This window comes from Mycobacterium sp. HUMS_12744610 (assembly GCF_041206865.1).
Classification (GTDB): domain Bacteria; phylum Actinomycetota; class Actinomycetes; order Mycobacteriales; family Mycobacteriaceae; genus Mycobacterium; species Mycobacterium servetii.
In genome coordinates this window covers 356,105-379,452 of record NZ_JBGEDP010000001.1, presented here as the reverse complement: position 1 = coordinate 379,452, position 23,348 = coordinate 356,105, and the positions used below count along the sequence as shown (strand labels likewise).

The 23,348-nt window shown below is 70.8% G+C and carries 25 protein-coding genes; 6 read left to right on the top strand and 19 right to left on the bottom strand.

All coding sequences use genetic code 11. From position 1 onward, the window contains the following. Nucleotide 1: 1 nt before the first annotated feature. From egtE to AB8998_RS01840, 9 genes are all read right to left on the bottom strand, one after another. Nucleotides 2-1,141 carry an ergothioneine biosynthesis PLP-dependent enzyme EgtE gene (egtE, locus tag AB8998_RS01880; RefSeq protein WP_369736552.1) on the bottom strand — a complete coding sequence of 380 codons (1,140 nt, stop codon included), beginning with the start codon at nt 1,139-1,141 and terminating at the stop codon, nt 2-4. Continuing rightward, nucleotides 1,138-2,103: an L-histidine N(alpha)-methyltransferase gene (egtD, locus tag AB8998_RS01875; RefSeq protein ID WP_369736550.1), complete on the bottom strand. Its 966-nt coding sequence runs from the start codon at nt 2,101-2,103 to the stop codon at nt 1,138-1,140. The genes egtE and egtD overlap by 4 nt, the downstream gene beginning before the upstream one ends. After that, on the bottom strand, nt 2,103-2,810 hold the full coding sequence (gene egtC, locus AB8998_RS01870) for an ergothioneine biosynthesis protein EgtC (RefSeq protein WP_369736549.1): 708 nt from the start codon (nt 2,808-2,810) through the stop codon (nt 2,103-2,105). The genes egtD and egtC overlap by 1 nt, the downstream gene beginning before the upstream one ends. Beyond that, nucleotides 2,810-4,099 carry an ergothioneine biosynthesis protein EgtB gene (gene egtB / locus AB8998_RS01865; protein ID WP_369736548.1) on the bottom strand — a complete coding sequence of 430 codons (1,290 nt, stop codon included), beginning with the start codon at nt 4,097-4,099 and terminating at the stop codon, nt 2,810-2,812. The genes egtC and egtB overlap by 1 nt, the downstream gene beginning before the upstream one ends. Continuing rightward, entirely contained in the window at nt 4,096-5,385 is a 1,290-nt protein-coding gene (gene egtA, locus AB8998_RS01860; RefSeq protein ID WP_369736547.1) for an ergothioneine biosynthesis glutamate--cysteine ligase EgtA, read from the bottom strand. Before egtA ends, egtB begins: the two co-directional genes overlap by 4 nt. A 151-nt stretch (nt 5,386-5,536) precedes the next feature. Further along, nucleotides 5,537-6,181, bottom strand: coding sequence for a sensor domain-containing protein (locus tag AB8998_RS01855; protein WP_369741388.1), 645 nt, complete (start codon nt 6,179-6,181; stop codon nt 5,537-5,539). A 32-nt stretch (nt 6,182-6,213) separates the two neighbouring features. Beyond that, complete coding sequence (locus tag AB8998_RS01850; RefSeq protein ID WP_369736545.1) at nt 6,214-7,662, bottom strand: catalase; 1,449 nt, start codon at nt 7,660-7,662, stop codon at nt 6,214-6,216. Nucleotides 7,663-7,741: 79 nt separating this feature from the next. Next, nucleotides 7,742-8,236, bottom strand: coding sequence for a hypothetical protein (locus tag AB8998_RS01845; RefSeq protein ID WP_369736544.1), 495 nt, complete (start codon nt 8,234-8,236; stop codon nt 7,742-7,744). 118 nt (nt 8,237-8,354) lie between these two features. Beyond that, nucleotides 8,355-9,596 carry a sensor histidine kinase gene (locus AB8998_RS01840; RefSeq protein WP_369736543.1) on the bottom strand — a complete coding sequence of 414 codons (1,242 nt, stop codon included), beginning with the start codon at nt 9,594-9,596 and terminating at the stop codon, nt 8,355-8,357. Nucleotides 9,597-9,871: 275 nt separating this feature from the next. Here AB8998_RS01840 and AB8998_RS01835 point away from each other — a divergent pair, with 275 nt between their 5' ends. Then, on the top strand, nt 9,872-10,201 hold the full coding sequence (locus AB8998_RS01835) for a WhiB family transcriptional regulator (protein WP_369736542.1): 330 nt from the start codon (nt 9,872-9,874) through the stop codon (nt 10,199-10,201). Between the two features lie 48 nt (nt 10,202-10,249). On the opposite strand, the gene AB8998_RS01830 is transcribed toward AB8998_RS01835, so the two are convergent. The 6 genes from AB8998_RS01830 to AB8998_RS01805 all read right to left on the bottom strand — a co-directional run bounded on the left by AB8998_RS01830 (nt 10,250) and on the right by AB8998_RS01805 (nt 15,288). Further along, nucleotides 10,250-10,609: a hypothetical protein gene (locus AB8998_RS01830; protein WP_369741387.1), complete on the bottom strand. Its 360-nt coding sequence runs from the start codon at nt 10,607-10,609 to the stop codon at nt 10,250-10,252. A gap of 98 nt (nt 10,610-10,707) precedes the next feature. Next, on the bottom strand, nt 10,708-10,932 hold the full coding sequence (locus AB8998_RS01825) for a hypothetical protein (RefSeq protein WP_369736541.1): 225 nt from the start codon (nt 10,930-10,932) through the stop codon (nt 10,708-10,710). Between the two features lie 422 nt (nt 10,933-11,354). Further along, nucleotides 11,355-11,597, bottom strand: a complete 243-nt coding sequence (locus AB8998_RS01820) for a DNA-binding protein (protein ID WP_369736540.1) — start codon at nt 11,595-11,597, stop codon at nt 11,355-11,357. A gap of 233 nt (nt 11,598-11,830) precedes the next feature. Further along, nucleotides 11,831-12,928 carry a DUF4185 domain-containing protein gene (locus AB8998_RS01815; RefSeq protein ID WP_369741386.1) on the bottom strand — a complete coding sequence of 366 codons (1,098 nt, stop codon included), beginning with the start codon at nt 12,926-12,928 and terminating at the stop codon, nt 11,831-11,833. A gap of 44 nt (nt 12,929-12,972) precedes the next feature. Continuing rightward, a complete protein-coding gene (locus AB8998_RS01810; RefSeq protein ID WP_369736539.1) occupies nt 12,973-14,022 on the bottom strand; it encodes an aspartate-semialdehyde dehydrogenase in 1,050 nt (349 codons plus the stop codon). Continuing rightward, a complete protein-coding gene (locus AB8998_RS01805; RefSeq protein ID WP_369736538.1) occupies nt 14,023-15,288 on the bottom strand; it encodes an aspartate kinase in 1,266 nt (421 codons plus the stop codon). It abuts the gene before it with no gap. 248 nt (nt 15,289-15,536) lie between these two features. Between AB8998_RS01805 and leuA the strand changes: the two genes are divergently transcribed. Both leuA and AB8998_RS01795 read left to right on the top strand, forming a co-directional pair. Then, the gene (gene leuA / locus AB8998_RS01800) at nt 15,537-17,336 is read left to right on the top strand and encodes a 2-isopropylmalate synthase (RefSeq protein WP_369736537.1); all 1,800 of its coding nucleotides are present in this window, start codon (nt 15,537-15,539) and stop codon (nt 17,334-17,336) included. Between the two features lie 29 nt (nt 17,337-17,365). After that, nucleotides 17,366-17,749, top strand: a complete 384-nt coding sequence (locus AB8998_RS01795; RefSeq protein ID WP_369736536.1) for an SHOCT domain-containing protein — start codon at nt 17,366-17,368, stop codon at nt 17,747-17,749. Nucleotides 17,750-17,755: 6 nt separating this feature from the next. On the opposite strand, the gene AB8998_RS01790 is transcribed toward AB8998_RS01795, so the two are convergent. After that, the gene (locus tag AB8998_RS01790) at nt 17,756-18,748 is read right to left on the bottom strand and encodes a DEDDh family exonuclease (protein WP_369736535.1); all 993 of its coding nucleotides are present in this window, start codon (nt 18,746-18,748) and stop codon (nt 17,756-17,758) included. Nucleotides 18,749-18,878: 130 nt separating this feature from the next. Here AB8998_RS01790 and AB8998_RS01785 point away from each other — a divergent pair, with 130 nt between their 5' ends. Both AB8998_RS01785 and AB8998_RS01780 read left to right on the top strand, forming a co-directional pair. Next, nucleotides 18,879-20,108 carry a Mur ligase family protein gene (locus AB8998_RS01785; RefSeq protein WP_369736533.1) on the top strand — a complete coding sequence of 410 codons (1,230 nt, stop codon included), beginning with the start codon at nt 18,879-18,881 and terminating at the stop codon, nt 20,106-20,108. After that, nucleotides 20,101-20,808 (top strand): type 1 glutamine amidotransferase, encoded by a 708-nt coding sequence (locus AB8998_RS01780; RefSeq protein WP_369736532.1) that lies wholly within the window; start codon nt 20,101-20,103, stop codon nt 20,806-20,808. Before AB8998_RS01785 ends, AB8998_RS01780 begins: the two co-directional genes overlap by 8 nt. A gap of 91 nt (nt 20,809-20,899) precedes the next feature. Here AB8998_RS01780 and recR read toward each other — a convergent pair whose 3' ends face one another. Together recR and AB8998_RS01770 are read right to left on the bottom strand one after the other, a co-directional pair. Next, the gene (recR, locus tag AB8998_RS01775) at nt 20,900-21,511 is read right to left on the bottom strand and encodes a recombination mediator RecR (RefSeq protein ID WP_369736531.1); all 612 of its coding nucleotides are present in this window, start codon (nt 21,509-21,511) and stop codon (nt 20,900-20,902) included. A gap of 13 nt (nt 21,512-21,524) precedes the next feature. Continuing rightward, complete coding sequence (locus AB8998_RS01770) at nt 21,525-21,920, bottom strand: YbaB/EbfC family nucleoid-associated protein (protein WP_369736529.1); 396 nt, start codon at nt 21,918-21,920, stop codon at nt 21,525-21,527. Between the two features lie 97 nt (nt 21,921-22,017). On the opposite strand from AB8998_RS01770, the gene AB8998_RS01765 reads away from it, so the two are divergent. After that, on the top strand, nt 22,018-22,797 hold the full coding sequence (locus tag AB8998_RS01765; protein ID WP_369736528.1) for an Rv3717 family N-acetylmuramoyl-L-alanine amidase: 780 nt from the start codon (nt 22,018-22,020) through the stop codon (nt 22,795-22,797). Between the two features lie 54 nt (nt 22,798-22,851). Here the strand turns inward: AB8998_RS01765 and AB8998_RS01760 are convergent, their stop codons facing one another. After that, nucleotides 22,852-23,289 (bottom strand): SRPBCC family protein, encoded by a 438-nt coding sequence (locus AB8998_RS01760; RefSeq protein WP_369736527.1) that lies wholly within the window; start codon nt 23,287-23,289, stop codon nt 22,852-22,854. Nucleotides 23,290-23,348 lie beyond the last annotated feature (59 nt).

Below are 23,348 nucleotides of genomic sequence, written 5' to 3'. Positions count from 1 at the left end.
CCTACCCGGTGGCGGCCGTCGCCGCGATCAGCGCCTCGGCGAACGTTTCCAGGTCCCCGGCCGTGGTGTCCACGTGCGGCGAGATACGCAGCCGCGGCCCCGAGAGCTCCAGCGGCGCCCGCTGCACCCCGGCGTAGGTGGTCAGGATGCGCCGCCGGGACAGCAGCCAGTCCCGCACCGCCTGCGGGTCGGCGCCGTCGGTCGGGGCCAGGGTGGTGATCGCGCTCGGCTCCTCGGCCTCCTCGACGACGGCCCAGCCTGGCACGTCCGCAAGCACGGTGCGCCCGGCCGCGGCCAGCTCGGCCAGCCGCGCCCGCACGGCGTCGGGCCCGCACGCCAAATACTCGCCGAGCGCGCACGAAAATCCGACCCGCGCAGCGACATTGGCCTCGCCGAACTCCAGCTGACGGGCCACGCTCAGGGGGGAGGTCCACTCCGGCGGCTCCAGCCTCGGGTGCAGCCGCTCCATCAGGTCGCGGCGCACCGCCAGGAAACCCACCCCCCGCGGCCCGGCGATCCACTTGCGCGACGTCGAATACGTCACGTCGGCGCCCACCGCGCAGTCGATCTGGCCCAGTGCCTGGGCGGCATCCACGACCAGCGGCAGGCCCAGCTCCGCGCACAGCCGCGCGACCATCGAAACCGGTTGCACCACACCGCTGTGGCTGCCCAACGGGGTCAGGTGGACCAGGTCGGGAGGATCCTCCTCCAGGACGAAGGCCGCGTCGTCGAGCGCCAGCCGCCCGTCCCTGGTCGGCAGCAGCCGGCGCTCGAACCCGTGGGCGGCCAACACGGCCAGGTTGGGGCCGTATTCGCCGGGCAGGCACGCCACCACGCGCCGGTCGGCGGGCCAGCCGCCCAGCAGCAGGTCCAGGGCGTGCAGCGCGCCGGTGGTGTAGACGACCTCCGCGTCGGGCATGCCGCTCAGCGCGGCGGCGGCGGCCCGTCCGGCCTCGAGCACCGGCGCGGCGGCCTCCGCGGCCACATAGCCGCCAACCTCGGCCTCGTGGCGGGCGTGCCGGGCGGCGGCGTCGATCACCGCGAGGCTCTGGCGCGAACAGGCCGCACTGTCCAGGTGCAGCCCGGCCACCGGTGGCCGGGCCGACCGCCACCGGTCGGCCAGCGAGTCGCAGTGGGTCACATCACGGCCAGCGACAGCCCGAAGTCCCCCGCGGCGTCCGTCCACCAACCGGTTCGGTGCAGCCCGGCGCGGACCAGTTCGGCGCGCACGCCGTCGGGCCGGAACTTGCACGACACCTCGGTGAGCATCTCCTCGCCGGTGGCGAAGTCGACGGTCAGCTCCAGGGCGCCGACCCGCACCCGCTGGGCGCGATCGGCCCGCAACCACATCTCGATGCGCTCCTCGGGCGCGTTCCAGCGGGCGACGTGCGCGAAGGCGTCGACGTCGAAGTCGGCGTCGAGTTCGCGGTTGACCACCGCCAGCACGTTGCGGTTGAACCGCGCCGTCACTCCGGCGGAGTCGTCGTAGGCGCGCACCAGCCGGCCGGTGTCCTTGACCAGGTCGGTACCCAGCAGCAGGCTGTCGCCCGGCCGCATCACCGCGGCCAGGTTGGTCAGGAACTCCCGACGCGGTCCGGGGGTGAGGTTGCCGATCGTCGACCCCAGGAACACGAACAGGCGCCGGCCGCCGTCGGGGATCTCGTTGAGGTGCTCCTCGAAATCTCCGCACACCGCCCGGATCTCGACGCCCGGATATTCGCGCTGGATCGCCTCCGCGGCCGTCGAGAGCATGCTGGCGTCGACGTCGAACGGCACGAATTTGCGCAGCGAACCGCGGCCGTGCAGGGCGCTGAGCAGCGTCCGCGTCTTCTCCGAGGTTCCGCTGCCCAGCTCGACCAGGGTGTCCGCCCCGCTGGCCGACGCGATCTCGCCCGCCCGGTCCCGCAGGATCTCGGCCTCCGCGCGCGTGGGGTAGTACTCGGGCAGGCGGGTGATCTGGTCGAACAGCTCGCTGCCCAGCGGATCGTAGAACCACTTGGGCGGCAATGTCTTCGGCGTGCTCTGCAGGCCTTCCGACACGTCGCGGCGCAACGCGCGGTACGCCGAGTCGGCCGCCAGGTGGTTGGACAGCGACAGCGTCATCACGATCCTTTCGGGTTGTCCAGCGCGGTGAATGTCACCCGCTCGGAGGTGACTTCGACGAGGTGGTGGTCCGGCACGTCCTCCCATGCCCCGTCGTCGTCGTAGGGTTCGCTGGCCAGCACCACACCGTCGTCGCGGCGCAGGATGGACAGCGTCTCGTTCCATGTCGTCGCCAGCAGGCGCGACCCGTCGGCGGCCAGCACGTTGAGCCGGGCGGCGGGGTCGGCGGCGCCGATCTCGGCGATCGTCTCACCCAGGGCGTCGAGTCCGCGCGCAAAGATGGTGGCCGCCAAAAGTGCGCTGTCGCAAGCTGATTCGGCGGGCGTCGGTGGCAGCACGGCGCGGTCGACGACGCCGTTGTGCGACAACAGCCACCGCCCGTCGGTGAACGGCGCGGTCGCGCTGGCCTCGATGGGCATGCCGACGGTCGCCGAGCGGACCGCGGCGACCACGCAGTGGCTGCGCAGGGCCGGCGCGACCGACTCGAACGACACGTCACCCCACAGCGGCGCGGCGCTGCGCCAGCGCCGGGGCACCGCCGGATCCGGCGCGCCATCGAAAAAGCCGACGCCCCAGCCGTCGGCGTTCATCAGGCCGTTCTTCTGCCGGCGCGGGGCGTAGGACTGCACCCGCAGGCCGTAGCGCGGCTCGAGTACCAGCGAAGAAACCGTGACGTCGGCCCCCAACCAGCCGAGGTGGCGGCACATCAGTTCCGGTCCTCTACGTCCCAGGCCAGCCGGACGCCGGAGAAGATCTGGCGGCGGTAGGGGTGGTCCCAATTGCGGAAGCTGGGCCGCACGATGCCCGGCTCCACCGCCCACGATCCCCCGCGCAGCACCCGGTAGTCGCCGTCGAAGAACGGACGGGAGTACCGCTCGTAGACCATCGGGACGAAACCGGGCCATCCCCGCAGCGGCGAGGACGTCCACTCCCAGACATCGCCGAGCAGCTGCTCGACCCCGTAGGCCGAGGCGCCGCCCGGGTAGGCGCCGACGGGCGCGGGGCGCATCGCCGACCCGCCCAGGTTGGCCAGGGCGGCACAGGGCGCCTGTTCGCCCCAGGGGTAGCGCCGGCGCGTCCCGGTCGCCGGATCCCACGCGCAGGCCTTCTCCCACTCCGCCTCGGTGGGCAGCCGCGCCCCGGCCCACGCCGCGTAGGCCTCGGCCTCGAAGTAGGTGACGTGCTGGACGGGCTCGTCGGCCGGGATGTCCTCCACGTGGCCGAACCGGGTGCGGGTCGTCCCGTCGGCGCTCCAGAACTGCGGGGCGGTCAGCCCCGCGCTGCGGCGATGCTCCCAGCCGCGCTCCGACCACCACCGCGGCTCGCGGTAGCCACCGTCGTCGAGGAACCGCCGCCATTCGCCGTTGGTGACGGGCACGGTGCCGATGCGGAACGCCGGCAGGTCGACGACATGGGCGGGTCGCTCGTTGTCCAGGGAGAACGGTTCGAAGGCGGCGTCGACCCCGAGCACGAACGGGCCGGCGGGCACCAGCACCGAGGTGCCGGCCAGCCCCGGGCGGCCGGCCGGCACCGCCGCCGCGTCGGCCAGCAGCGGGGCGCCGGTGCGTAGGTTCAGCGCCTGCAGCATGGTCTCGCCGTGCTGGTTCTCGTGGCTGACCACCATGCCGTAGACGAAGCCGTCCTCGTCCTCGCCCAATGCGTCGAGGGCGTCCAGCGCCGCCGAGCGCACCGTGCGGCAATAGGAGTGCGCCTGCGCCGGGGACAGCAGCGGCAGGCCGGCGCGGCTGGCGCGGGAATGCACGAAGGCGTCGTAGAGACCCTCGACGGCCGGCGGCAACATCCCGGGCCGGGCGGCGTCGCCGCCGCGCAGCAGCCACAGCTCCTCCTGCTGCCCGATGTGCGCCAGGTCCCACACCAGCGGGCTCATCAGGGGGTCGTACTGCCGGCACAGCTCGTCGTCGTCGAAGTCGACCAGCCGCAACGTCCGCGCCCGCGCGCGCGCCAGGTCGTCGGCGATCCGCTCCCGGGAACTCACAGGCCCGCTCGCGCCAGCCGCGCGACCGCGACCGCGGCACCGTGCTCGCCGACCTGGTCGCAGAAGTCGTCGGCGGGACAGCGGCCCTGCTCGACGGCCCGGACCAGGCGCTGCATCCCCTCGGTCAGCTCCGCCGGGGCCCGTTCCGCGGCCAGCGCCACGCACCGGTTGGCCGCGGTGTAGAGCCGGCGATCCCGCAGCCCTACGCGCGCCGCGGTGTCCCACGCGGTGGCCACCGGTTCGACGGCTTCGGCGGCGACGGCGGCAGCGGCCGGGTCGTCGAGCAGGGCCACGAGTGTGTACACCACGGCCGGCCAGAACGTCTGCGGCAGGCTGTCCAGGTAGCGGATCTCCAGCCATTGGCGCGGGCGCACCGGCGGGAACAGCGTGGTCAGGTGGTATTCGAGGTCGGCGATGGTCGGGCGGCGGTCGCCGAGCAGCACCCGGCCGTCCACCCAGTCGGTGAAGGGCACATAGTGGGTGACGGCGACGGCCTCGGGATTGTTCACCAGCATCACCGGCGCGTTGAGCGCGTAGTGCGCCCATTCGGTGCCGGGGTCGTCACCGCTGATGCCCAGCACGGGCCCGCATCGCGCCGAGTCCATCCGCCCCCAGACCCGCTGCCGGGTGGATGACCAGCCCGACAATTCGCCGCTCAGCATCGGGGAATTGGCCGCGATCGCGATCATCGTCGGCCCCAGCGCGTGGGCCAGCCGAACCCGCTGCGCCCAGCCCTCCTGCGGCCCCGCGTCGAGGTTGACCTGGACCGAGGCGGTCGAGGTCATCATGGCCGCGCCGACATCCCGGAAGCCGTCGGCGGCGAAGAACTGCTCCATGGCGCGGTAGCGCGCGCCCGGGTTGATGCGCTGGGGCGGCCGCAGCGGGTCCGCCCCCAAAAAAACCAGGCCGAGCCCGGCGTCGGCGAAAGCTTGTCGCAGCACCGCCTGATCGCTGTGCATGGCGTTGATGGCCGGCACGACGCCGTCGGCAGGCGGCCCGGACAGCTCCACGGCCCCGCCGGGTTCGACGGTGACCGCACTGGCCCCGGGCAGCGCCGGCAGGAACTCCAGCACCTCGAGGATCTCGTCCCAGCCCGGCCTGCGGTGCGGATCGGTCGGGTCGTGGCAGTGCGCCTCCACCTCGAGTCCGACCCGCCCCAGCGAGCCGTCGGCCAGGCAGCTGTCGGCGATATACGAGGCGGCGACCGAGGAATCGGCCATCTCGGCCTCGACCGGGAGGGTCGTGGCCAGCTGCGAGGCCGCGCCGGTGGTGCCGGCGAACGTCATATCACGATCCCTCCGGGCCCCTGCGGACCGCTCGCTCGGGCAGCTATCCCGACGATAACCACGACCAACTCATCTCGCAGACCGTGCCGACATATTCCCGTTTCCGCGCCTTTTCGCCGCACGGCCTACCCGGATACCCAACTATTCGCATTTATTGACCCAGCGCGTTCTGCATCGCTCCGGCGAGCACGTTGACCGCGGGCCCCGCGTTGCCGGATTGGCAGACCTTGGCCTGCAGCAACACGTTTTCACGCAGCCTGGTTTGATCGAAACAACGCCGATCGGTACCGGCCTCCTGCTTCGTCCAGCCCGCGTCGGTGGCCGTCGCCGGTCCCCCGGCAAACGACCAGACCTGGGTGGACCCGTCGTCCAGGTGCAGCGCCGTGGTCTGTCCCGAGCAGCCCACGGTCCGGTCCACCACCCGGTGGAAGGCCCTGGTGGCGGCGTCGTTCGTGGCGAACACCCCGACCGCCTGCTTGGCGTAGTGGGTTTGGTCGGTGGCCGACGTCTGGGTGGTCGCCCCGTTGAACGACGCCAGGTCGGGATCGTCGTAGACCTCGGGCAGCCCGATGTCGGCCCAGTTGTTGCAGGCCGGCAGATCGACCCAGAACCCCTGGAACGGCTCGGTGAACACCGACTCCCAGCCCATCGGCGCGCCGACGATGTTGCCGACCGACCCCTTGCCCAGCACCGCGTAGGACACCACGCCCGGCTCGGAGGGCGCGGCGGCCGCGACGGGGCGCCCGACAGCCAGGCCGACGGTCCCGATGGCCAGAGCCACCGCGGCAGCCCGCATGGTCATGCAGCCGATCATGCCAGGCACCGGGATCAGCCCTGGTTGGCGCGAACCCCCTCCTCGACCTTCTTCCCGAGGTCGGGGTCGACGTTGCGCCAGTACTCGAACACCCGCGAGAGCACCGGCTCTTTGACGCCCTTGGACACGTGGCCGATGATGTTGTGCGCCAAGCGATCCCGCGCCTCGTCGTCCAGAACTTCGCGGACCATGGCGCCGGCCTGGCCCCAGTCGTCGTCCTCGGCGTGCAGGGTGTAGGCCGAGCGCACCATGTCCCCGTCGGCGTGCCAGCGCACCTCGGCGGCGCGCGCCGGGTCGGCCTGCGGCCCGCCGTAGGAGTTCGGCGCATACACCGGGTCGGAGGCGTTCTTGATCCGCATCGCCCCGTCCTTGGAATAGCTGTGCACCTCGACCTTGGGCTCGTTGACCGGAATCTGCCGGTAGTTGGTCCCCAGCCGGGCGCGGTGCGCGTCGGAGTAGGAGAAGCCGCGGGCCTGCAGCATCTTGTCCGGGCTCAGGCCGGTGCCGGGCACGGTATTGTTCGGCTCGAAGGCGGCCTGCTCGATCTCGGCGTGGTAGTCGGTGACGTTGCGGGTCAGCGTCATCTTGCCGACGTCGATCAGCGGGTAGTCGCTGTGCGGCCACACCTTGGTCAGGTCGAACGGGTTGAACCGGTAGGTCCGGGCCTCCTCGTAGGGCATGATCTGCATCTTCAGCGTCCAGCTCGGGTGCTCGCCACGCTCGATCGCGTCGTACAGGTCGCGCGTGTGGTAGTCGCCGTCCGCGCCGGCCAGGTGGTCGGCCTCCTCCTGGGTCAGGAACTCGATGCCCTGGTCGGTGATGAAGTGGTACTTCACCCAAAAGATCTCGCCGGCGGCGTTGATCCAGCTGTAGGTGTGGCTGCTGTAGCCGTTCATGTGGCGCCAGGTCTTCGGGATGCCGCGATCGCCCATCAGCCAGGTCACCTGGTGCGCCGATTCCGGGGACAGGCTCCAGAAGTCCCACTGCATGTTGTGGTCGCGCACGTTGCGTGCCTGGGTGCGCTTCTGGGAGCGGATGAAGTGCTGGAACTTCAGCGGGTCGCGCATGAAGAAGACCGGCGTGTTATTGCCCACCATGTCGAAGTTGCCCTCGCTGGTGTAGAACTTCAGCGCGAAGCCGCGCGGGTCCCGCCAGGTGTCCGGGCTGCCGCGCTCGCCGGCGACGGTGGAGAACCGGGCCAGCATCTCGGTCTTGGTGCCGGGCTGGAACACCGCCGCCCGGGTGTATTGGCTGACGTCGTTGGTCACCTCGAAGTGGCCGAACGCGCCGCCGCCCTTGGCGTGGGGCTGCCGTTCCGGGATGCGTTCCCGGTTGAACATCGCCATCTGCTCGATCAGGTAGTGATCCTGCAGCAGGATCGGGCCGTCGGGCCCGATGGTGAGCGACTGGTCGTCGCTGGGTGCGGGGATCCCGGCATCCGTGGTGGTGTAGCGCTGGGTCATCTCGCCCTCTCCTCTTCGGCCGTTCGCGCGGGCCTTACCGCGCAGACGATTACCCGCACCGCCCGATTCCCAATCCGGGCTACGGGCGTGGGCCCGGGGGGCTGGGTGCGGGGCCGCTGGACGACTGACCGGGGCCGCCGCCAGGGCCGGCCTGACCGCCGCCGGGCCCACCCGGGCCGCCCGGTCCCCCGGGCCCACCGGGAGGCATGGGGACGATCATCCCCGGGCCGCCGGACCCGCCGAACGGCCACGGGCCGGGGCCGCCGGGACCGAAGCCTCCCGGGCCGGGGCCGGGGCCCCACGGGCCCATTCCCGGACCGGGGCCGCCGGGGCCGCCGGGACCGAACATCGTGCCGGGGTGATGGCGGTGGTGGCAGTGGCCGTAGCCGAACACCATCGCCCCCGAGAAGAAGATGACCGACAGGATGAACACGATGCCCGCGACGATCACCACCCACGCCGCGGCCGTGTAGAGCCTCGGCGGCTTGGGCCGCTGCGGCGGCGCCGGCGGTGGCGGCGGCGGTGCGGGGGGAACGGGCGTCGGCTGCGCGGCCGGATCGGGTGTTTCGGTCATGACGTGAATACTGCCCCGCATGGCGGCCGCGGTAACAGTCCCCGGGCCAAAATTGTTGTGAATTGAGATCCGGTGCCCATCCCGCGCGGGTGCCCGGGCCCGTCCGGCGCGGGCGCGTTCAGTCGGCGCCGGCGGCGGTGGTCACCGATACCCGTGTGCCCCCGCCCGGCGTCGATGTCAGGTTCATCGATCCGCCCATTGCGTCGATGCGGACCATCAGCGACGCCAGCCCGATATGCCCTTGGGGCACACGCCGACGCACGATGGCAGGATCGAATCCCCTGCCGTCGTCGACGACGCTCAGCGTGATGGTGTCGACCTCCCGGGTGAGGCCGACCTGGACTGTGCGCGCCCCGGCGTGCTTGTACACGTTGGCGAGCAGTTCGCGGGCGGCGCGATACAGCAGGGATTGCGACCGCGGCCGATCGACGTCTTCGAGGTCGGCTTCGATCACGAAGTTCCCGCGCTGCTCGTAGTCGCTGATCAGCTCCCGCAGCGCGGCGGTGAGACCCAATTCGGTGAGCACCTGGGGATGTAGCGCGGTGACGGTGCCGCGCAGGCGGGTCACCGTGTTCTGCACCGCCCGGTAGGCGGCATCCAGCCGCGGGTCGGTACAGCGCTCCCGGACTTCGTCGAGGTCGAGTCGCACCGCCAGCAGGTCCTGTAGCGGTCCGTCGTGCAGTTCCTCGGCCAGTGCGCGGGAGTGCCGCTCGTCGGCGCGCATCGATTCCGCGACAAGAGTGCGGCGCATGTCGAGCAGAGCCGCCACGCGCGCCGCGGCGCGGGTCAGGAAGTAACACAGCGCGGTCATCGCGGCCGCCAACCACAGCAGCAACCCGAAATGCGTGTAGACCACGGTCGGCAGCTCGACCGTGTCGTCACGCTTGGAATAGACGATCCACACACCGAGGTAACCGAAGGCGGTGCAGACGCCGACGGCTGCGGCCAGCGCCGGGCGGTCCTGGAACGCCACCGAGATCGGCAGCAGGAAGAACACCGGTAGCAACGCCACGGTGGCCCCTCCCGACACCACGCACAGCGCCACCACGGCCAGGACGTCGATGCCCGTCGAGACCCAGCCGGCCCACGGCGGCACCGGGCCGCGCAGCACCACCACCGCCCACACCAGCGCGGCGACGCTGTAAGCGCTGAGTATCAGCGCATAGGCCAGCGGCAACCAGTGCTCGACCTCCCACACCGAGACCAGCAAGACGATCAGACCGATCAGCGGCAAGCGCAGGAACGCCGACAGTCGGACGGGTTCGGCGGAGACGAAGTCGACGAATCGAGCCAGCGGGCGGCCCACGCTCCTCGAGCAGTCCGCGCCACAGCGCCGCAGCGACAGCCCCGCGGCGATCACCGGGCGTCGACCTCGCCGCTCGATGCCGGCGCGCGCATGCGGCCACTGCGGAACGGCGGGTGGTCTTCGCCCACGACCACACGCACCTTGTCGGTCGCCGGCGCGCCGATCATGGCGGTCAGTCTCCCACAGCGGCGGGCTGCCGTTCCCCCAATCGGGGGACACTCTGATTCATCCCGTGCACCCGCCGTTCGGCGGACAGACACTGCTGAGCCGCGCGGGAATAGTGGTCGCCCGGGGCGGGCGAACACGAACCGCGCACAGGAGCATCGAGAGTGAGAACAAAACCCGCCTACGTCCGCACCCTCGCCGCAGCCGAAACCACCACCGACTGGGTGTCGCAAGCGCGGTGCCTTTCCAGCGATCCCGATGAACTATTCGTTCGCGGGAAGGCGCAGCGCAACGCGGCCGCCATCTGCCGGCATTGTCCCGTCATCGCCGAGTGCCTCGCCGAGGCGCTCGACAACCAGGTGGAGTTCGGTGTTTGGGGTGGCATGACCGAACGGGAGCGGCGGGCGTTGCTGAAGCAGCATCCGGAGGTGGCGTCCTGGCGCGACCTGTTCGTCACCCGGCGCAAGACCCGCGGCACCGGCCGATCGGCGTGACACCGACGGCCCGGCGCTCCGTCGAGCGCCGGGCCACCGCGCGGTTCGCTACGGCGAAGGCGTCACCGACGGGGAGACCGAGGACGGCACCTGTCCAGGGCCGCTACCGGGCCGCGTCGTCCCGGGCCCGCCGCCGGGCATCGCCGCGGGGCCCGCGCCGCCGGGCCCGCCCGGACCGTGCGGATGCATCATCATCGCGTGGTGCTTGTGGTGGTGGAAGCCGCCATGGTGTCCGGGGAACCCGGCGTGCCGGCCCAGCACGAAGCCGGTGAAGAAGATCACCGCCACGATGAAGACCGTGCCGGCGACGATGGCGACCCACGCCGCGACCTGGAAAACCCGCGGAGTCTTGTGGGGCGCCCCGGTCGCGGGAACGGGCGCCGGGTCCGTTGCGGTCGAGGACCGCACTGTCGTGTTTTCGGGTGTTTCACTCATGAGACAAATGATGCATCCGCGAACGATGCCCGCGGCTATGCACCACTTATGTAATGGCTATGAGCGAATGCTCATCCCATGCCGCCGCCGGCGCCGCCGCCGAGGTCGTGCGGCTCCTCTTCGATCCTGGTGGGCTCCGCGGGAGGGGACTCGGAGCCGGGCCGCTCGGACGTCGTCGGCGTCGGCGGGGCCGCCGTGGTGGTCGCCGCTCCGGCGCCGCCGCCGACGCACAGGGCCGCCAGCGCGACCACCGCGGCGCCGGTAACCAGCGCAAACCGCTTTCCAGCTTCAGGCATCATCAAATCTTTCGTTCTCGGCTCGGACCCGATGACATCCCCCGCTCGTCACGCGCAGGTTGTTGGCTTGAACGGGTTGAGCTGGTCGTGATCGCGAGCCCATCAGGCGCATGCGCGCTATCAGTCGGGCGTGCCCATCCAATCGTCGGCCACTGGGAGCGGTCGCACCCAGGCTTTGAGAGTGGCCGCGATGTTGGGTACATCAAGCTGACCCTCGGCAACATCCACCACGAGGGCAACAACGGCGTGTCGTCAACCGACAGCTCATAACCGTTGATTTGGTAGAAGACAGGCGTTGCCGACACTCGCCTGCGGCCGCATCACCGCCGCATCGAGCAACCCAAAGTTTCGGAGCATGTCGGGGCCAACGAACCGCGCGTTGAGCATCCCCACGTTGTCGCAGGTCAGATACAAGGTGAACATCAAAGGTCGGCCAACTTGTCGAACGCAACCTTGTGCTGTTCCAGCGCCTTCTCGAAGGCCGCGCGAACCATGTCGGTTTGCGCATGCGCCTTCATGTACTCGATGACAGCCCGCTTGATCACCTCGTTGCCCGAGGTGTTCGTGAGAAACGCGTAGTTCTTGACCGCTTCGGCCAGCTCGGCCGGCAGGCGCAGTGTGAGGGCGATGGTTCCCTGCGATGCGTGCGCGGCGGTGGTGTCCATGCCACCATGATGGCATGGTGGCACTTTGGGGTCTACCCTCGTGACGTGTGCTATTGCCGAAGTCAGCAGCTCGGGCCAGGCACCGGCGCCGCCGGTTGCGCGTCATCCACCAGCGCATAGGACCAAGGTGGGACGGTGGTTGCACAAGGTCCGCGAGAAGGTCGCTACCGAGTACCGGCTCAGCCCTCGCAGTCGGACACCGGCGCCCGGATCTACAACGCGACCGCTGGTCGCTAATCCGGCTTGAACGGGTTGACAGCGAATTGGATAACCCGGTAGGGCGCCCTCTCCCGGGCCCGGGTGTCCCACTGGCTGACGAAGATGCGCAGCTCGTCGAGAGTGGAGCCCGGCGAGATGTAGCCGCCGTAGGGCTGGGCGAGCCGGTTGTCGAACGGCGGCGGCAGGGTCTCGGCGGGCTCGGGCCAGTCGTCGTGCCGCACCACCGTCGTCACCGGCGCGTCGCCCAGCGAGGTCGGGTCGTCGGCCACCCGCACCTCCATGTTCTCGGTGCCCGCGTTGAAATACGACAACACCGTCTTGCCGTCGATCTGGCGGATGGAGATCTCGCCGACCTGGTCGGGCCACAGTGGCGTCGGCGGCTTGTTCCAGCCGCCGCCCGGCCCGGAGGCCCAGCCCTGCCACCGGGACCGGTCGGTGAACGTCTGCGGAGTGGCCCGGTAGAGCAGCACCGGGTCCCGCCTGGTGAAGCTGTCGGCCACGATGTACACCCACCCGCGGGGCGAGTCCGGGGTGGGGATCGGGTCGTAGTAGCCGCTGATCTGCGTTTGCGAGCCGCCCTGGTAGGACGCGGCCCGCCGGGATCCCGGCACCGTGCGCCAGCCGGGGCGCGACGGCTCGGCCACCACCAGCCGGGAGCTGACCGGCTCCAGGGCTTTGGCCGTCGTCACCATCAGGTAGTTGCGCCGGTTGATCCGCACCACCCCAGCGGGCAGCTGGGAGTCCCCCGCCGGGGTCGCCTCGGCCAGCAGCGGCCTGCCGATTCCGAGGACGCCCGTGTAGCGCACCCCGCCGGGGTCGTCGACGGACGCGGTGTCCACGTGCAGCGCGACCGGGGAGTACCAGCCGCCGAACCCGACGCCCTGACCGGCGAAGCTGTCGCCGCAGACCTGCAGCGTCTCGCTGGGGAACTCGACGAACTCGCACAGGTCGGTGGCGCCGATCCCGTACTCGCCGGTCGGGGTCCCGGTGCCGGCCGTCGGGCCGATCCGCAGCACCTGTCCCGGGGCCAGCGGCGGCAGTATCGGCTCCGGCGCCGGCGCCGGCGGATCCGCGTGGGCACTCCAAACACATTGGGGCGCAAGGAAACACATTGCCAGCGCGGCGCACAGCGAGCGGGCGAAGCGCACCGGTCGGACTATAGTTCGGCGGCCAGCAGCTCGGCGATCTGGATCGTGTTCAGGGCCGCGCCCTTGCGCAGGTTGTCGCCCGAGACGAACAGCGCCAGGCCGCGCCCGTCGGGCACCCCCGGGTCGCACCGGATGCGGCCGACCAGCGACTCGTCGACCCCGGCGGCGGCCAGCGGGGTCGGCACATCGACCACCTTGACGCCGGGCGCGCCGTCCAGCAGCTGCCGGGCCCGCTCCGGCGACAGCGGCCGGGCGAACTCGGCGTTGATCGACAGCGAGTGGCCGGTGAACACCGGGACCCGCACGCAGGTGCCGCTGACGGCCAGGTCGGGGATGCCGAGGATCCTGCGGCTCTCGTGGCGCAGCTTCTGGTCCTCGTCGGTCTCCCCCGACCCGTCGTCGACCAGCGATCCGGCCAGCGGCACCACGTTGAACGCGATCGGGGCGACGTAGGTTTTCGGCGCCGGGAACTCCACCGCCCCGCCGTCGTGCACCAGCCGCTCGGCGTCGTCGATGACCGCGCGCGCCTGGCCGGCCAGCTCCTCCACGCCGGCCAGGCCGCTGCCGGAGACCGCTTGGTAGCTCGACACCACCAACCGGGTCAGCCCGGCCTCGTCGTGCAGCACGCTGAGCACCGGCATCGCGGCCATCGTGGTGCAGTTCGGGTTGGCGATGATGCCCTTCTTGAGAGACCGGGCGCCGCCGGCGACGTCCCGTTCGAAGTTCACCTCGGACACCACCAGCGGCACGTCGGGGTCCTTGCGCCACGCCGAGGAGTTGTCGATCACCGTCACCCCGGCCGCGGCGAACCGCGGCGCCTGCACCAGCGACATCGTCTTGCCGGCGGAGAACAACGCGATGTCCAGGCCGGCCGGGTCGGCGGTCTCGGCGTCCTCGACCTCGATCTCTTGGCCGCGGAATTCCAGCCTGCGCCCCTGCGAGCGGGCCGAGGCGAAGAACCTGACTGTGGTGGCCGGGAAGTCGCGCTCGGCGAGCAGCGTGCGCATCACCTGACCCACCTGGCCGGTGGCCCCCACCACGCCGAGGGACAGGCCCATCTAGCGGCCCGTCCCGGCGTACACCGTCGCGGTCTCCTCGCCGCCGAGCCCGAACGCCTCGTGCAGCGCGACGACGGCCTTGTCCAGCTCGGTGTCGCGGCACAGCACCGAGATCCGGATCTCGGAGGTGGAGATCAGCTCGATGTTGACGCCCACCTCGGCCAGGGCCTCACAGAAGGTCGCCGTCACGCCGGGATGGCTGCGCATGCCCGCGCCGATCAGCGACACCTTGCCGATGTGGTCGTCGTAGAGCAACTGGAGGAACCCGATCTCCTCCTTGAGCGCGTTCAGCTTGGCCACCGCGGTGGGCCCGCTGTCGCGCGAGCAGGTGAAGGTGATGTCGGTCTTGCCGTCCTCGACCTTGGAGACGTTCTGCAGCACCATGTCGATGTTGACCTCGGCGTCGGCGACGGCGCGGAACACCTTGGCCGCGTAACCCGGAATGTCGGGGATGCCGACGACGGTCACCTTGGCCTCGCTGCGGTCGTGCGCGACTCCGGTCAGGATGGGGTCTTCCATTGGCTTGTCCTTGATCGATCCGACGACGACGGTGCCCGGCCTGTCCGAGTACGACGAGCGGACGTGCACCGGCAGGTTGTAGCGGCGCGCATACTCCACGCAGCGCAGCATCAGGACCTTGGCCCCGCACGCCGCCATCTCGAGCATCTCCTCGAACGTCACCGTGTCGAGCTTGCGGGCGTCGTGCACGATCCTGGGGTCCGCGCTGAAGATGCCGTCCACGTCGGTGTAGATCTCGCAGACGTCGGCGTGCAGCGCGGCGGCCAGGGCGACGGCCGTGGTGTCCGACCCGCCGCGGCCCAGCGTGGTGACGTCCCGGGTGTCCTGGCTGACGCCCTGGAACCCGGCGACCAGCACGATGCGGCCCTCGTCGAGCGCGGACTGCACCCGGCTGGGTGTGACGTCGATGATCTTCGCGTTGCCGTGGGTGCTGGTGGTGATGACCCCGGCCTGCGAGCCGGTGAACGAGCGGGCGTTGGCGCCCAGCGATTCGATCGCCATGGCCACCAGCGCGTTGGAGATGCGCTCGCCGGCCGTCAGCAGCATGTCGAGCTCGCGGGGCGGCGGGACGGGGCACACCTGCTGGGCCAGGTCCAGCAGGTCGTCGGTGGTGTCGCCCATCGCCGAGACCACCACGACGACGTCGTTGCCCTGCTTCTTGGTCTCCACGATGCGCTCGGCGACCCGACGAATCCGGTCGGCGTCGGCCACCGACGATCCGCCGTATTTCTGCACGACGAGTGCCACTGCGTTTTGCCTGCCCTTCCGGCCCAGCGAATTCCCCGCTCGGGTTCGAGTCCACAACAGAATACGTGCACGCGCATCCGGAATTTTTGGCGGTTTTGGCACACGGGATGAGCGCGGTAGAGTTGCGCTCGTGCAGCGGGTGCTCCTCCTCGGACGCCGCGACGGGGTCTGATCCAGACCGGCCTCCCGTCGCGGGCGTTCGCGATGCGCCGGTCTAGGTTCCTTCTGACACCCCCGGAGCAACTACCGTGAATTCCAATTCCGACGCCCATACGTCTTCCCGCACCATCGTCACCCCTGCGGGCCCGCCCGCACCCGGCCAGGCCCCGTGGAATCCCCAGCGCGGCTCGTCGATGCCGGTCCACCGGTATCGCCCGTTCACCGAGGAGGTCGAGCCGATACGCCTGGCCGACCGCACCTGGCCCGACCGTGTCATCGAACGCGCCCCGCTGTGGTGCGCGGTGGACCTGCGCGACGGCAACCAGGCGCTGATCGACCCGATGAGCCCGGCCCGCAAGCGCCGCATGTTCGACCTGCTGGTCGGGATGGGCTACAAGGAGATCGAGGTCGGCTTCCCCTCGGCCAGCCAGACCGACTTCGACTTCGTCCGCGCGATCATCACCGACGGCGCAATCCCCGACGACGTCACCATCCAGGTGCTCACCCAGTGCCGGCCGGAGCTGATCGAGCGCACCTTCCTCGCCTGCCAGGGAGCGCGGCAGGTGATCGTGCACTTCTACAACTCCACGTCGATCCTGCAGCGCCGCGTGGTCTTCCGCGCCGACCGGGCCGCGGTGCAGGCGATCGCGACCGACGGCGCCCGCAAGTGCGTCGAGGAGGCCGCCAAACATCCCGGCACCCGCTGGCGGTTCGAGTATTCGCCGGAGTCCTACACCGGCACCGAGCTGGAGTACGCCAGGGATGTCTGCGACGCCGTCGGCGAGATCATCGCACCCACCCCCGACAACCCGATCATCTTCAACCTGCCCGCCACCGTGGAGATGGCCACGCCCAACGTCTACGCCGACTCCATCGAGTGGATGAGCCGCAACCTGGCGCGCCGCGACTCGGTCATCTTGAGCCTGCACCCGCACAACGACCGCGGAACGGCCGTCGCCGCGGCGGAGCTGGGGTATCAAGCCGGCGCCGACCGGATCGAGGGCTGCCTGTTCGGCAACGGCGAGCGCACCGGCAACGTGTGCCTGGTGACGCTGGGTCTCAACCTGTTCTCCCGCGGCGTGGACCCCCAGATCGACTTCTCCAACATCGACGAGGTGCGCCGCACCGTCGAGTACTGCAACCAGCTGGGCGTGCCCGAGCGTCATCCCTACGGCGGCGACCTGGTCTACACCGCGTTCTCCGGCAGCCACCAGGACGCCATCAACAAGGGCCTGGACCAGATGAAGGTCGACGCCGACGAGGCGGACTCCGACGTCGAGGACATGCTCTGGCAGGTCCCGTACCTGCCGATCGACCCCAAGGACGTCGGCCGCACCTACGAGGCGGTGATCCGGGTCAACTCGCAGTCCGGCAAGGGCGGGGTGGCCTACATCATGAAGACCGACCACGGCCTGGCGCTGCCGCGGCGGCTGCAGATCGAGTTCTCCCAGGTCATCCAGAAGATCACCGACGGGGAGGGCGGAGAGGTCTCGCCCAAGGCGATGTGGGAGGCCTTCTCCGAGGAGTACCTCGCCCCGAAGCGGCCGCTCGAGCGGATCAAGCAGCACGTCAACGCCGCCGACGACGACGGCGGTGTCACCAGCATCACCGCGACCGTCAAGGTCGACGGGGTGGAGACCGAGATCAGCGGCACCGGCAACGGTCCCCTGGCCGCGTTCGTCGACGCCCTCGGGGGCGTCGGGTTCGAGGTGGCCGTCCTGGACTACTCCGAGCACGCGATGAGCTCCGGCGGCGACGCGCAGGCCGCGGCTTACGTCGAGGCCTCGGTATCGGGCCGGACCGTGTGGGGGGTGGGCATCGCACCGTCGATCACCACCGCGTCGCTGCGCGCGGTCGTCTCGGCAGTCAACCGCGCCTCGCGCAACTAGAGGCGCCGACGACGTAAGGAGCAATCACCGTGTGGCACACCTCGTGGGGCTTCCTCTGGTCGGCCATCGTCGCGTTCGCGTTCATCGCCTACCTGCTGATCCTGTTCAGCATCATGGCCGACCTGTTCTGGCGGGACCACAGCACGACCGGCTGGGTCAAGGCCGTGTGGGTGTTCTTCCTGGTGCTGTTTCCGTACGTGGCGGCGCTGGTGTACCTGATCGTCCGCGGCGAGGACATGACCATGCGCGCGCGGGAAGCCGCCGCGGTGGTCAAGCGGGGCAGCCAGGCCTATTTCCGCGACGTCACCGGCCGATCGCCGGCCCAGGAGATCGCCCACGCCAAGGAGCTGCTGGACGAGGGCACCATCACCCCGGACGAGTTCGACACGTTGAAGGGCAAGGCGCTGGACTGACGGGCGTCAGAACAGGGCGAGCTGCGCGTCCAGCGCGGACGCGTCGGTGAACTGCTCCATGCTGGTGCCGCCGACGACGGCACCGACGCAGTCCATGAAGTGCGCATCGGTCACCACGGGCACCCCCAGCTGCCGGGCCAGATAGCCCTTGCCCTGCTCGGGGGCCGCGTCGTTGCAGACGACCAGGGACGTTTCCCGGTCGACGGCGTCGCTGTAGGCCAGCCCGGCGTGCAGGATCCGCTCGACGAGCTCCTCGTGGGTGCGCCTGACCTCGGCGGCCAGCGCCACCCGCATGCCCTGCACCAACGGCCGGCCCGGCACGAAAGGTCCCGGGTTGAGGTAGGGGCACGGCATCCGGGACGCCAGCGCCTTCAACGGCCGCAGCTCGTCGTGGGTGACGCGGCCGTTGGGCCACCGCCGCCGGGTGACCGGACGCACCGGCAGCCACACGTCGCGTTCGCGGGCCCGCCGCAGCGCCGACGCCAGCACCCCGGTCAGCACCACGGCGTCGTCGAAGGCGTCGTGCGGGCGCTGCTGGGTCACTCCCCAGTGTGCCGCCAGCGTCTCGAGCCGCATGTTGCCGATGCCGAGGTCCAGCCGGCGGGCCAGCTCGAGGGTGCACATGACGGTGTCGACGGGTAGCTCGGTCCCGGCGAGCTCGGCCTCCGCGGCCAGGAACGCGTAGTCGAACGCGACGTTGTGCGCGACCAGCGTGCGGCCGCGCAGCACCTCGGCCACTTCGCCGGCGATGTCGGCGAACTGCGGCTGATCCTCGAGCATCGCGGCCGTCAGCCCGTGCACGTGGGTGGGGCCCGGGTCCACCCCCGGGTTGAGCAGGCTCACCACCGACTGCTCCACCCGCCCGTCGGCGTCCAGGCCCAGCGCGGCGAGGCTGATGATGCGCGCCTGGCCCGGCCGGAACCCCGAGGTCTCGACGTCGACGACCGCCCAACCGCCGTCCGGCTCGCCGGCCGGCCGCCCCCAAAACACCGGGTTCATGAACGACAGGATCGCACGTCGGGCCGACATCGCCCGGTCGCTCACCGCCGTGTCGCCCTCGACCCGATGAGGACGACCCGCGGCACCCGGCGCTCCGCGCCGCGCTTGCGATCGCCCTTAAACTTCCCGGGTGATCACCACCCGCGCCCGCCTGGCCCTGGCCGCGGGAGCGTGCGCCCGCTGGGCGTCGCGGGTGAGCGGCCGCGGCGCGGGGGCGATGATCGGCGGCCTGGTCGCGATGACGCTGGACCGTTCGGTGCTGCGCCAGCTGGGCGCGGGCCGGCGCACAGTCGTCGTCACCGGGACGAACGGCAAGTCGACCACGACCCGGATGACGGCGGCGGCGCTGGGCACCGTCGGGCCGGTGGCGACCAACGCCGAGGGCGCCAACATGGACGCCGGCCTGGTGGCCGCGCTGGCCGCCGACCGCGACGCCGAAATGGCCGCACTGGAAGTCGACGAGATGCACGTGCCGCACGTCCTGGATGCGGTGGTGGCCGCGGTCGTCGTCCTGCTCAACCTGTCGCGCGACCAGCTCGACCGCGTCGGGGAGATCAACGTCATCGAACGCGCGCTGCGGGCCGGCCTGGCGCGGCACCCCGCGGCGGTGGTCGTCGCCAACTGCGACGACGTGCTGATGACCTCGGCCGCCTACGACAACCCGAACGTCGTGTGGGTGGCCGCCGGCGGTGCGTGGGCGAACGACTCGGTCAGCTGCCCGCGCAGCGGCGAGGTGATCGTCCGCGAGAAGGGCCACTGGTATTCCACCGGCGCGGATTTCAAGCGGCCCAGCCCGCAGTGGTGGTTCGACGACAAAACCCTGTACGGGCCCGACGGCCTGGCCCTGCCGATGCGGTTGGCGCTGCCGGGGGCGGTGAACCGGGGCAACGCCGCCCAGGCCGTGGCGGCCGCCGTCGCGCTGGGCGCCGACCCGGCTTCAGCCGTCGCGGCGGTCTCGGGAGTCGACGAGGTCGCCGGGCGCTACCGGACCGTGCGGGTCGGCCCGCACGAGGCGCGACTTTTGCTGGCCAAGAACCCGGCCGGCTGGTCCGAGGCGCTGTCGATGGTGGACAAGCACGCGGCCGGGGTCGTCATCGCGGTCAACGGGCAGGTGCCCGACGGGGAGGACCTGTCGTGGCTGTGGGACGTCCGGTTCGAGCACTTCGAGAACACCGCTGTGGTCGCCGCCGGTGAGCGCGGCACCGACCTGGCCGTGCGCCTCGGGTATGCCGGCGTCGAGCACACGCTGGTGCACGACACCATGGCCGCCGTCGCATCCTGCCCGCCCGGGCGCGTGGAGGTCGTCGCCAACTACACCGCGTTCCTGCAGCTGCAGCGGGCATTGGCGCGCCATGGCTGACTCGACCGTGCGCATCGGGCTGGTGCTGCCCGACGTCATGGGCACCTACGGCGACGGCGGCAACGCGGTGGTGCTGCGGCAACGCCTGCGGCTGCGGGGCATCGCCGCCGAGATCGTCGAGATCACGCTGGCCGACCCGGTGCCCGAGTCGCTGGACCTCTACACCGTCGGCGGCGCGGAGGACTACGCCCAGCGACTGGCCACCCGGCACCTGCTGCGCTACCCGGGGCTGCAACGTGCGGCGGAGCGGGGCGCGCCCGTGCTCGCCATCTGCGCGGCCGTGCAGGTGCTCGGGCAGTGGTATGAGACGTCGGCCGGCGAACGGGTCGACGGGGTGGGGCTGCTGGATGCGACGACGTCGCCGCAGGCGGAGCGCACCATCGGCGAGCTGGTGAGCACGCCGCTGCCGGCCGGGCTGACCCAGCCGCTGACCGGGTTCGAGAACCACCGCGGCGGCACCGTGCTGGGTCCGGCGGCGTCACCGCTGGGCGCGGTGGTCAGGGGCGCCGGCAACCGGGCCGGCGACGGCTTCGACGGCGCGGTGCAGGGCGGTGTCGTCGCGACCTACATGCACGGGCCGTGCCTGGCCCGCAACCCCGAACTCGCCGACCAGCTGCTGAGCCGGGTGGCCGGCGAGCTGGCGCCGCTGGAGCTGCCCGAGGTGGAGCTGCTGCGCCGCGAGCGACTGGCGGCGCGCTAGGGCCAGGCGCCGCACCGAAATCCACCTTTTGCAGACAAAGTGCGCGAGGGGACCTGCGAAACCTCGATCTCGGCGCGGGAATCAGCCCGCATCAGACCATCGCCCGGCGACCGGCGAGCGCGCGGCCCAGCGTGAGCTCGTCGGCGAACTCCAGGTCGCCGCCCATCGGCAACCCGGACGCGATCCGGGTGACGGTCAGGCCGGGAATGTCACGCAGCATCCGCACCAGGTAGGTGGCCGTCGCCTCCCCCTCGGTGTTGGGGTCGGTCGCGATGATCACCTCGGTGATGTCGACGTCGTCGACGCGCTCACCGATGCGGCTCAGCAGCTCGCGGATGCGCAGCTGCTCGGGGCCCACCCCGGACAGCGGATCCAGCGCGCCGCCCAGGACGTGGTAGCGGCCGCGGAACTCGCGGGTGCGCTCGACGGCCTGGATGTCCTTGGGTTCCTCGACGACGCAAACCACGGATGCGTCTCGACGGCTGTCGGAGCAAATTCTGCACCGCTCGTCGTCGGAGACGTTGCCGCACACCGCGCAGAATCGGACGCCGTCGCGCACCCGCGACAGCACCGCGGTCAACCGGTCGATATCGGGCGGTTCCACCGACAACAGGTGAAAGGCGATCCGCTGAGCGCTCTTCGGGCCGATCCCCGGCAGCTTGCCCAGCTCGTCGATCAGATCCTGGACGGGTCCCTCGAACATGTCGGTACGAGGTCTAAAGCTCCGGCATCCGGGTCGGCGGAGCCGGCGGTGCGGGCGGGGCACCCGGAGCACCGGGCGGGGGGCCGCCCATGCCGCCGGCCAGCGCCCCGAGCCGTTCCTGCGCCATCGTGGTGACCTGCTGGGACGCGTCGGCCATGGCGCCGACGATCAAGTCCTGCAGGGTCTCGATGTCGGAAGGGTCGACAACCTTGGGGTCGAGCTGCACCGCCACCACCTGCCCGCTGCCCTTGACCACGACCTTGACCAGACCGCCGCCGGCCTGACCCTGCACCTCGGCGTTGGCGAGCTGTTGCTGCGCTTCCAAAAGCTTCTGCTGCATCTGCTGCGCCTGGGCGAGCAGGGCGGACATGTCGCCTCCGGGACCTCCGGGTTGACCTCCGGGTTGCATGACAATCCCCTCGCATCTCGGTATCGAGTTGGTTTCGCCTACGGTGTCGGGCGGTTCGAAACCCCCAGCGTAGACCGCCTCCGGTTACCGTGGCGTGGTGGACCTACGAGTGAGCAGGCGTGTCGGGCTCAAGACGGTGGTCGCGGCGCTGGTGGCCGCGTCGGCGGCGATCCTTGCCGGCCCGGCCGCGGCCCCGGTTGCGACCGCGGCCCCATCCAACATTGCCGGCATGATCGTCTTCATCGACCCCGGCCACAACGGCGCCAACGACGCCTCCATCAGCCGCCAGGTGCCGACGGGCCGCGGCGGCACCAAGGACTGCCAGGCCAGCGGCACGTCTACCAACGCCGGCTACCCGGAGCACACGTTCACCTGGGACACCGCGCTGCGGGTCCGCGCCGAGCTGAACGCGCTGGGTGTTCGGACCGCCCTGTCACGCGGCAACGACAACGCGTTGGGGCCTTGCATCGACGAGCGCGTCAACGTGGCCAATTCATTGCACCCCAACGCGATCCTGAGCATCCACGCCGATGGCGGACCCCCGTCCGGCCGGGGATTCCACGTCAACTACTCGGCACCGCCGCTCAACCCGGTGCAGGCCGGGCCGTCGGTCCAGTACGCCCGGGTCATGCGCGACCAGTTGCAGGCATCGGGCATCCCGCCCGCCAACTACATCGGCCAGAACGGGCTGTACGGCCGCTCGGACCTGACCGGCCTGAACCTGGCGCAGTACCCCGCGATCCTCGTCGAGTGCGGCAACATGAAGAACCCCGCCGACTCGGCGCTGATGCAGTCCGCCGAGGGCCGGCAGAAATACGCCGACGCGATGGTGCGCGGTGTCGCGGGCTACCTGGCCACCCAGAGCCAGGCGCGCTGAGTCTGATTGCCCGACTCCTCCTCGGGCCGCTACGCGGCCCGCATCGTCGTCGGGCTAGCCCTCCAGCTCCTTCTTCAGGTTGGCCAGCACCTCGCCCTGAATCCTCTTCAGCCCCAAGGGCGCGAAGGTCTTCTCGAAGAATCCCTTGACGCCGCCCGCCCCGGTCCAGGTGGTCTTGACGGTGACGCTGGACCCGGGCCCGGCGGGCGCCACCGTCCAGTTAGTCACCATGGACGAGTTCGCGTCCTTCTCGATGACGGTGTGGCCGGCGACGTCGACGTCGACCTGCACGTCGCGCACGCGCGACTTGGTCGCCTGCAGTTTCCACTTGGCGACCGTGCCCGCGCCCTGCCCACCCTGCAGCACCTGGTACTGGCTGTACTGCGGGGAAAGGATTTTCGGGCGCACCTTCTGGTAGTCCGCGACCGCGGCAAGGGTGGCCGCGGGCTCGGCATTGACCAAGATCGTGCTGGCTGCGCTTACCTGTGCCAAGGCAACTTCCCCTCGTGATCGTTTCTGCGTGTCGCCGCCCGCGCACGGGTGCACGGGCG

What these genes read in the sequence shown, in the direction of transcription:
- egtD (WP_369736550.1), bottom strand. Translation starts at nt 2,103, where the DNA reads ATGACGCTGTCGCTGTCCAACCACCTGGCGGCCGACTCGGCGTACCGC.
- egtC (WP_369736549.1), bottom strand. Translation starts at nt 2,810, where the DNA reads ATGTGCCGCCACCTCGGCTGGTTGGGGGCCGACGTCACGGTTTCTTCG.
- egtA (WP_369736547.1), bottom strand. Translation starts at nt 5,385, where the DNA reads ATGACGTTCGCCGGCACCACCGGCGCGGCCTCGCAGCTGGCCACGACC.
- AB8998_RS01855 (WP_369741388.1), bottom strand. Translation starts at nt 6,181, where the DNA reads ATGCGGGCTGCCGCGGTGGCTCTGGCCATCGGGACCGTCGGCCTGGCT.
- AB8998_RS01850 (WP_369736545.1), bottom strand. Translation starts at nt 7,662, where the DNA reads ATGACCCAGCGCTACACCACCACGGATGCCGGGATCCCCGCACCCAGC.
- AB8998_RS01845 (WP_369736544.1), bottom strand. Translation starts at nt 8,236, where the DNA reads ATGACCGAAACACCCGATCCGGCCGCGCAGCCGACGCCCGTTCCCCCC.
- AB8998_RS01825 (WP_369736541.1), bottom strand. Translation starts at nt 10,932, where the DNA reads ATGCCTGAAGCTGGAAAGCGGTTTGCGCTGGTTACCGGCGCCGCGGTG.
- AB8998_RS01820 (WP_369736540.1), bottom strand. Translation starts at nt 11,597, where the DNA reads ATGGACACCACCGCCGCGCACGCATCGCAGGGAACCATCGCCCTCACA.
- AB8998_RS01815 (WP_369741386.1), bottom strand. Translation starts at nt 12,928, where the DNA reads ATGTGTTTCCTTGCGCCCCAATGTGTTTGGAGTGCCCACGCGGATCCG.
- AB8998_RS01810 (WP_369736539.1), bottom strand. Translation starts at nt 14,022, where the DNA reads ATGGGCCTGTCCCTCGGCGTGGTGGGGGCCACCGGCCAGGTGGGTCAG.
- AB8998_RS01790 (WP_369736535.1), bottom strand. Translation starts at nt 18,748, where the DNA reads ATGAACCCGGTGTTTTGGGGGCGGCCGGCCGGCGAGCCGGACGGCGGT.
- AB8998_RS01780 (WP_369736532.1), top strand. Translation starts at nt 20,101, where the DNA reads ATGGCTGACTCGACCGTGCGCATCGGGCTGGTGCTGCCCGACGTCATG.
- recR (WP_369736531.1), bottom strand. Translation starts at nt 21,511, where the DNA reads ATGTTCGAGGGACCCGTCCAGGATCTGATCGACGAGCTGGGCAAGCTG.
- AB8998_RS01770 (WP_369736529.1), bottom strand. Translation starts at nt 21,920, where the DNA reads ATGCAACCCGGAGGTCAACCCGGAGGTCCCGGAGGCGACATGTCCGCC.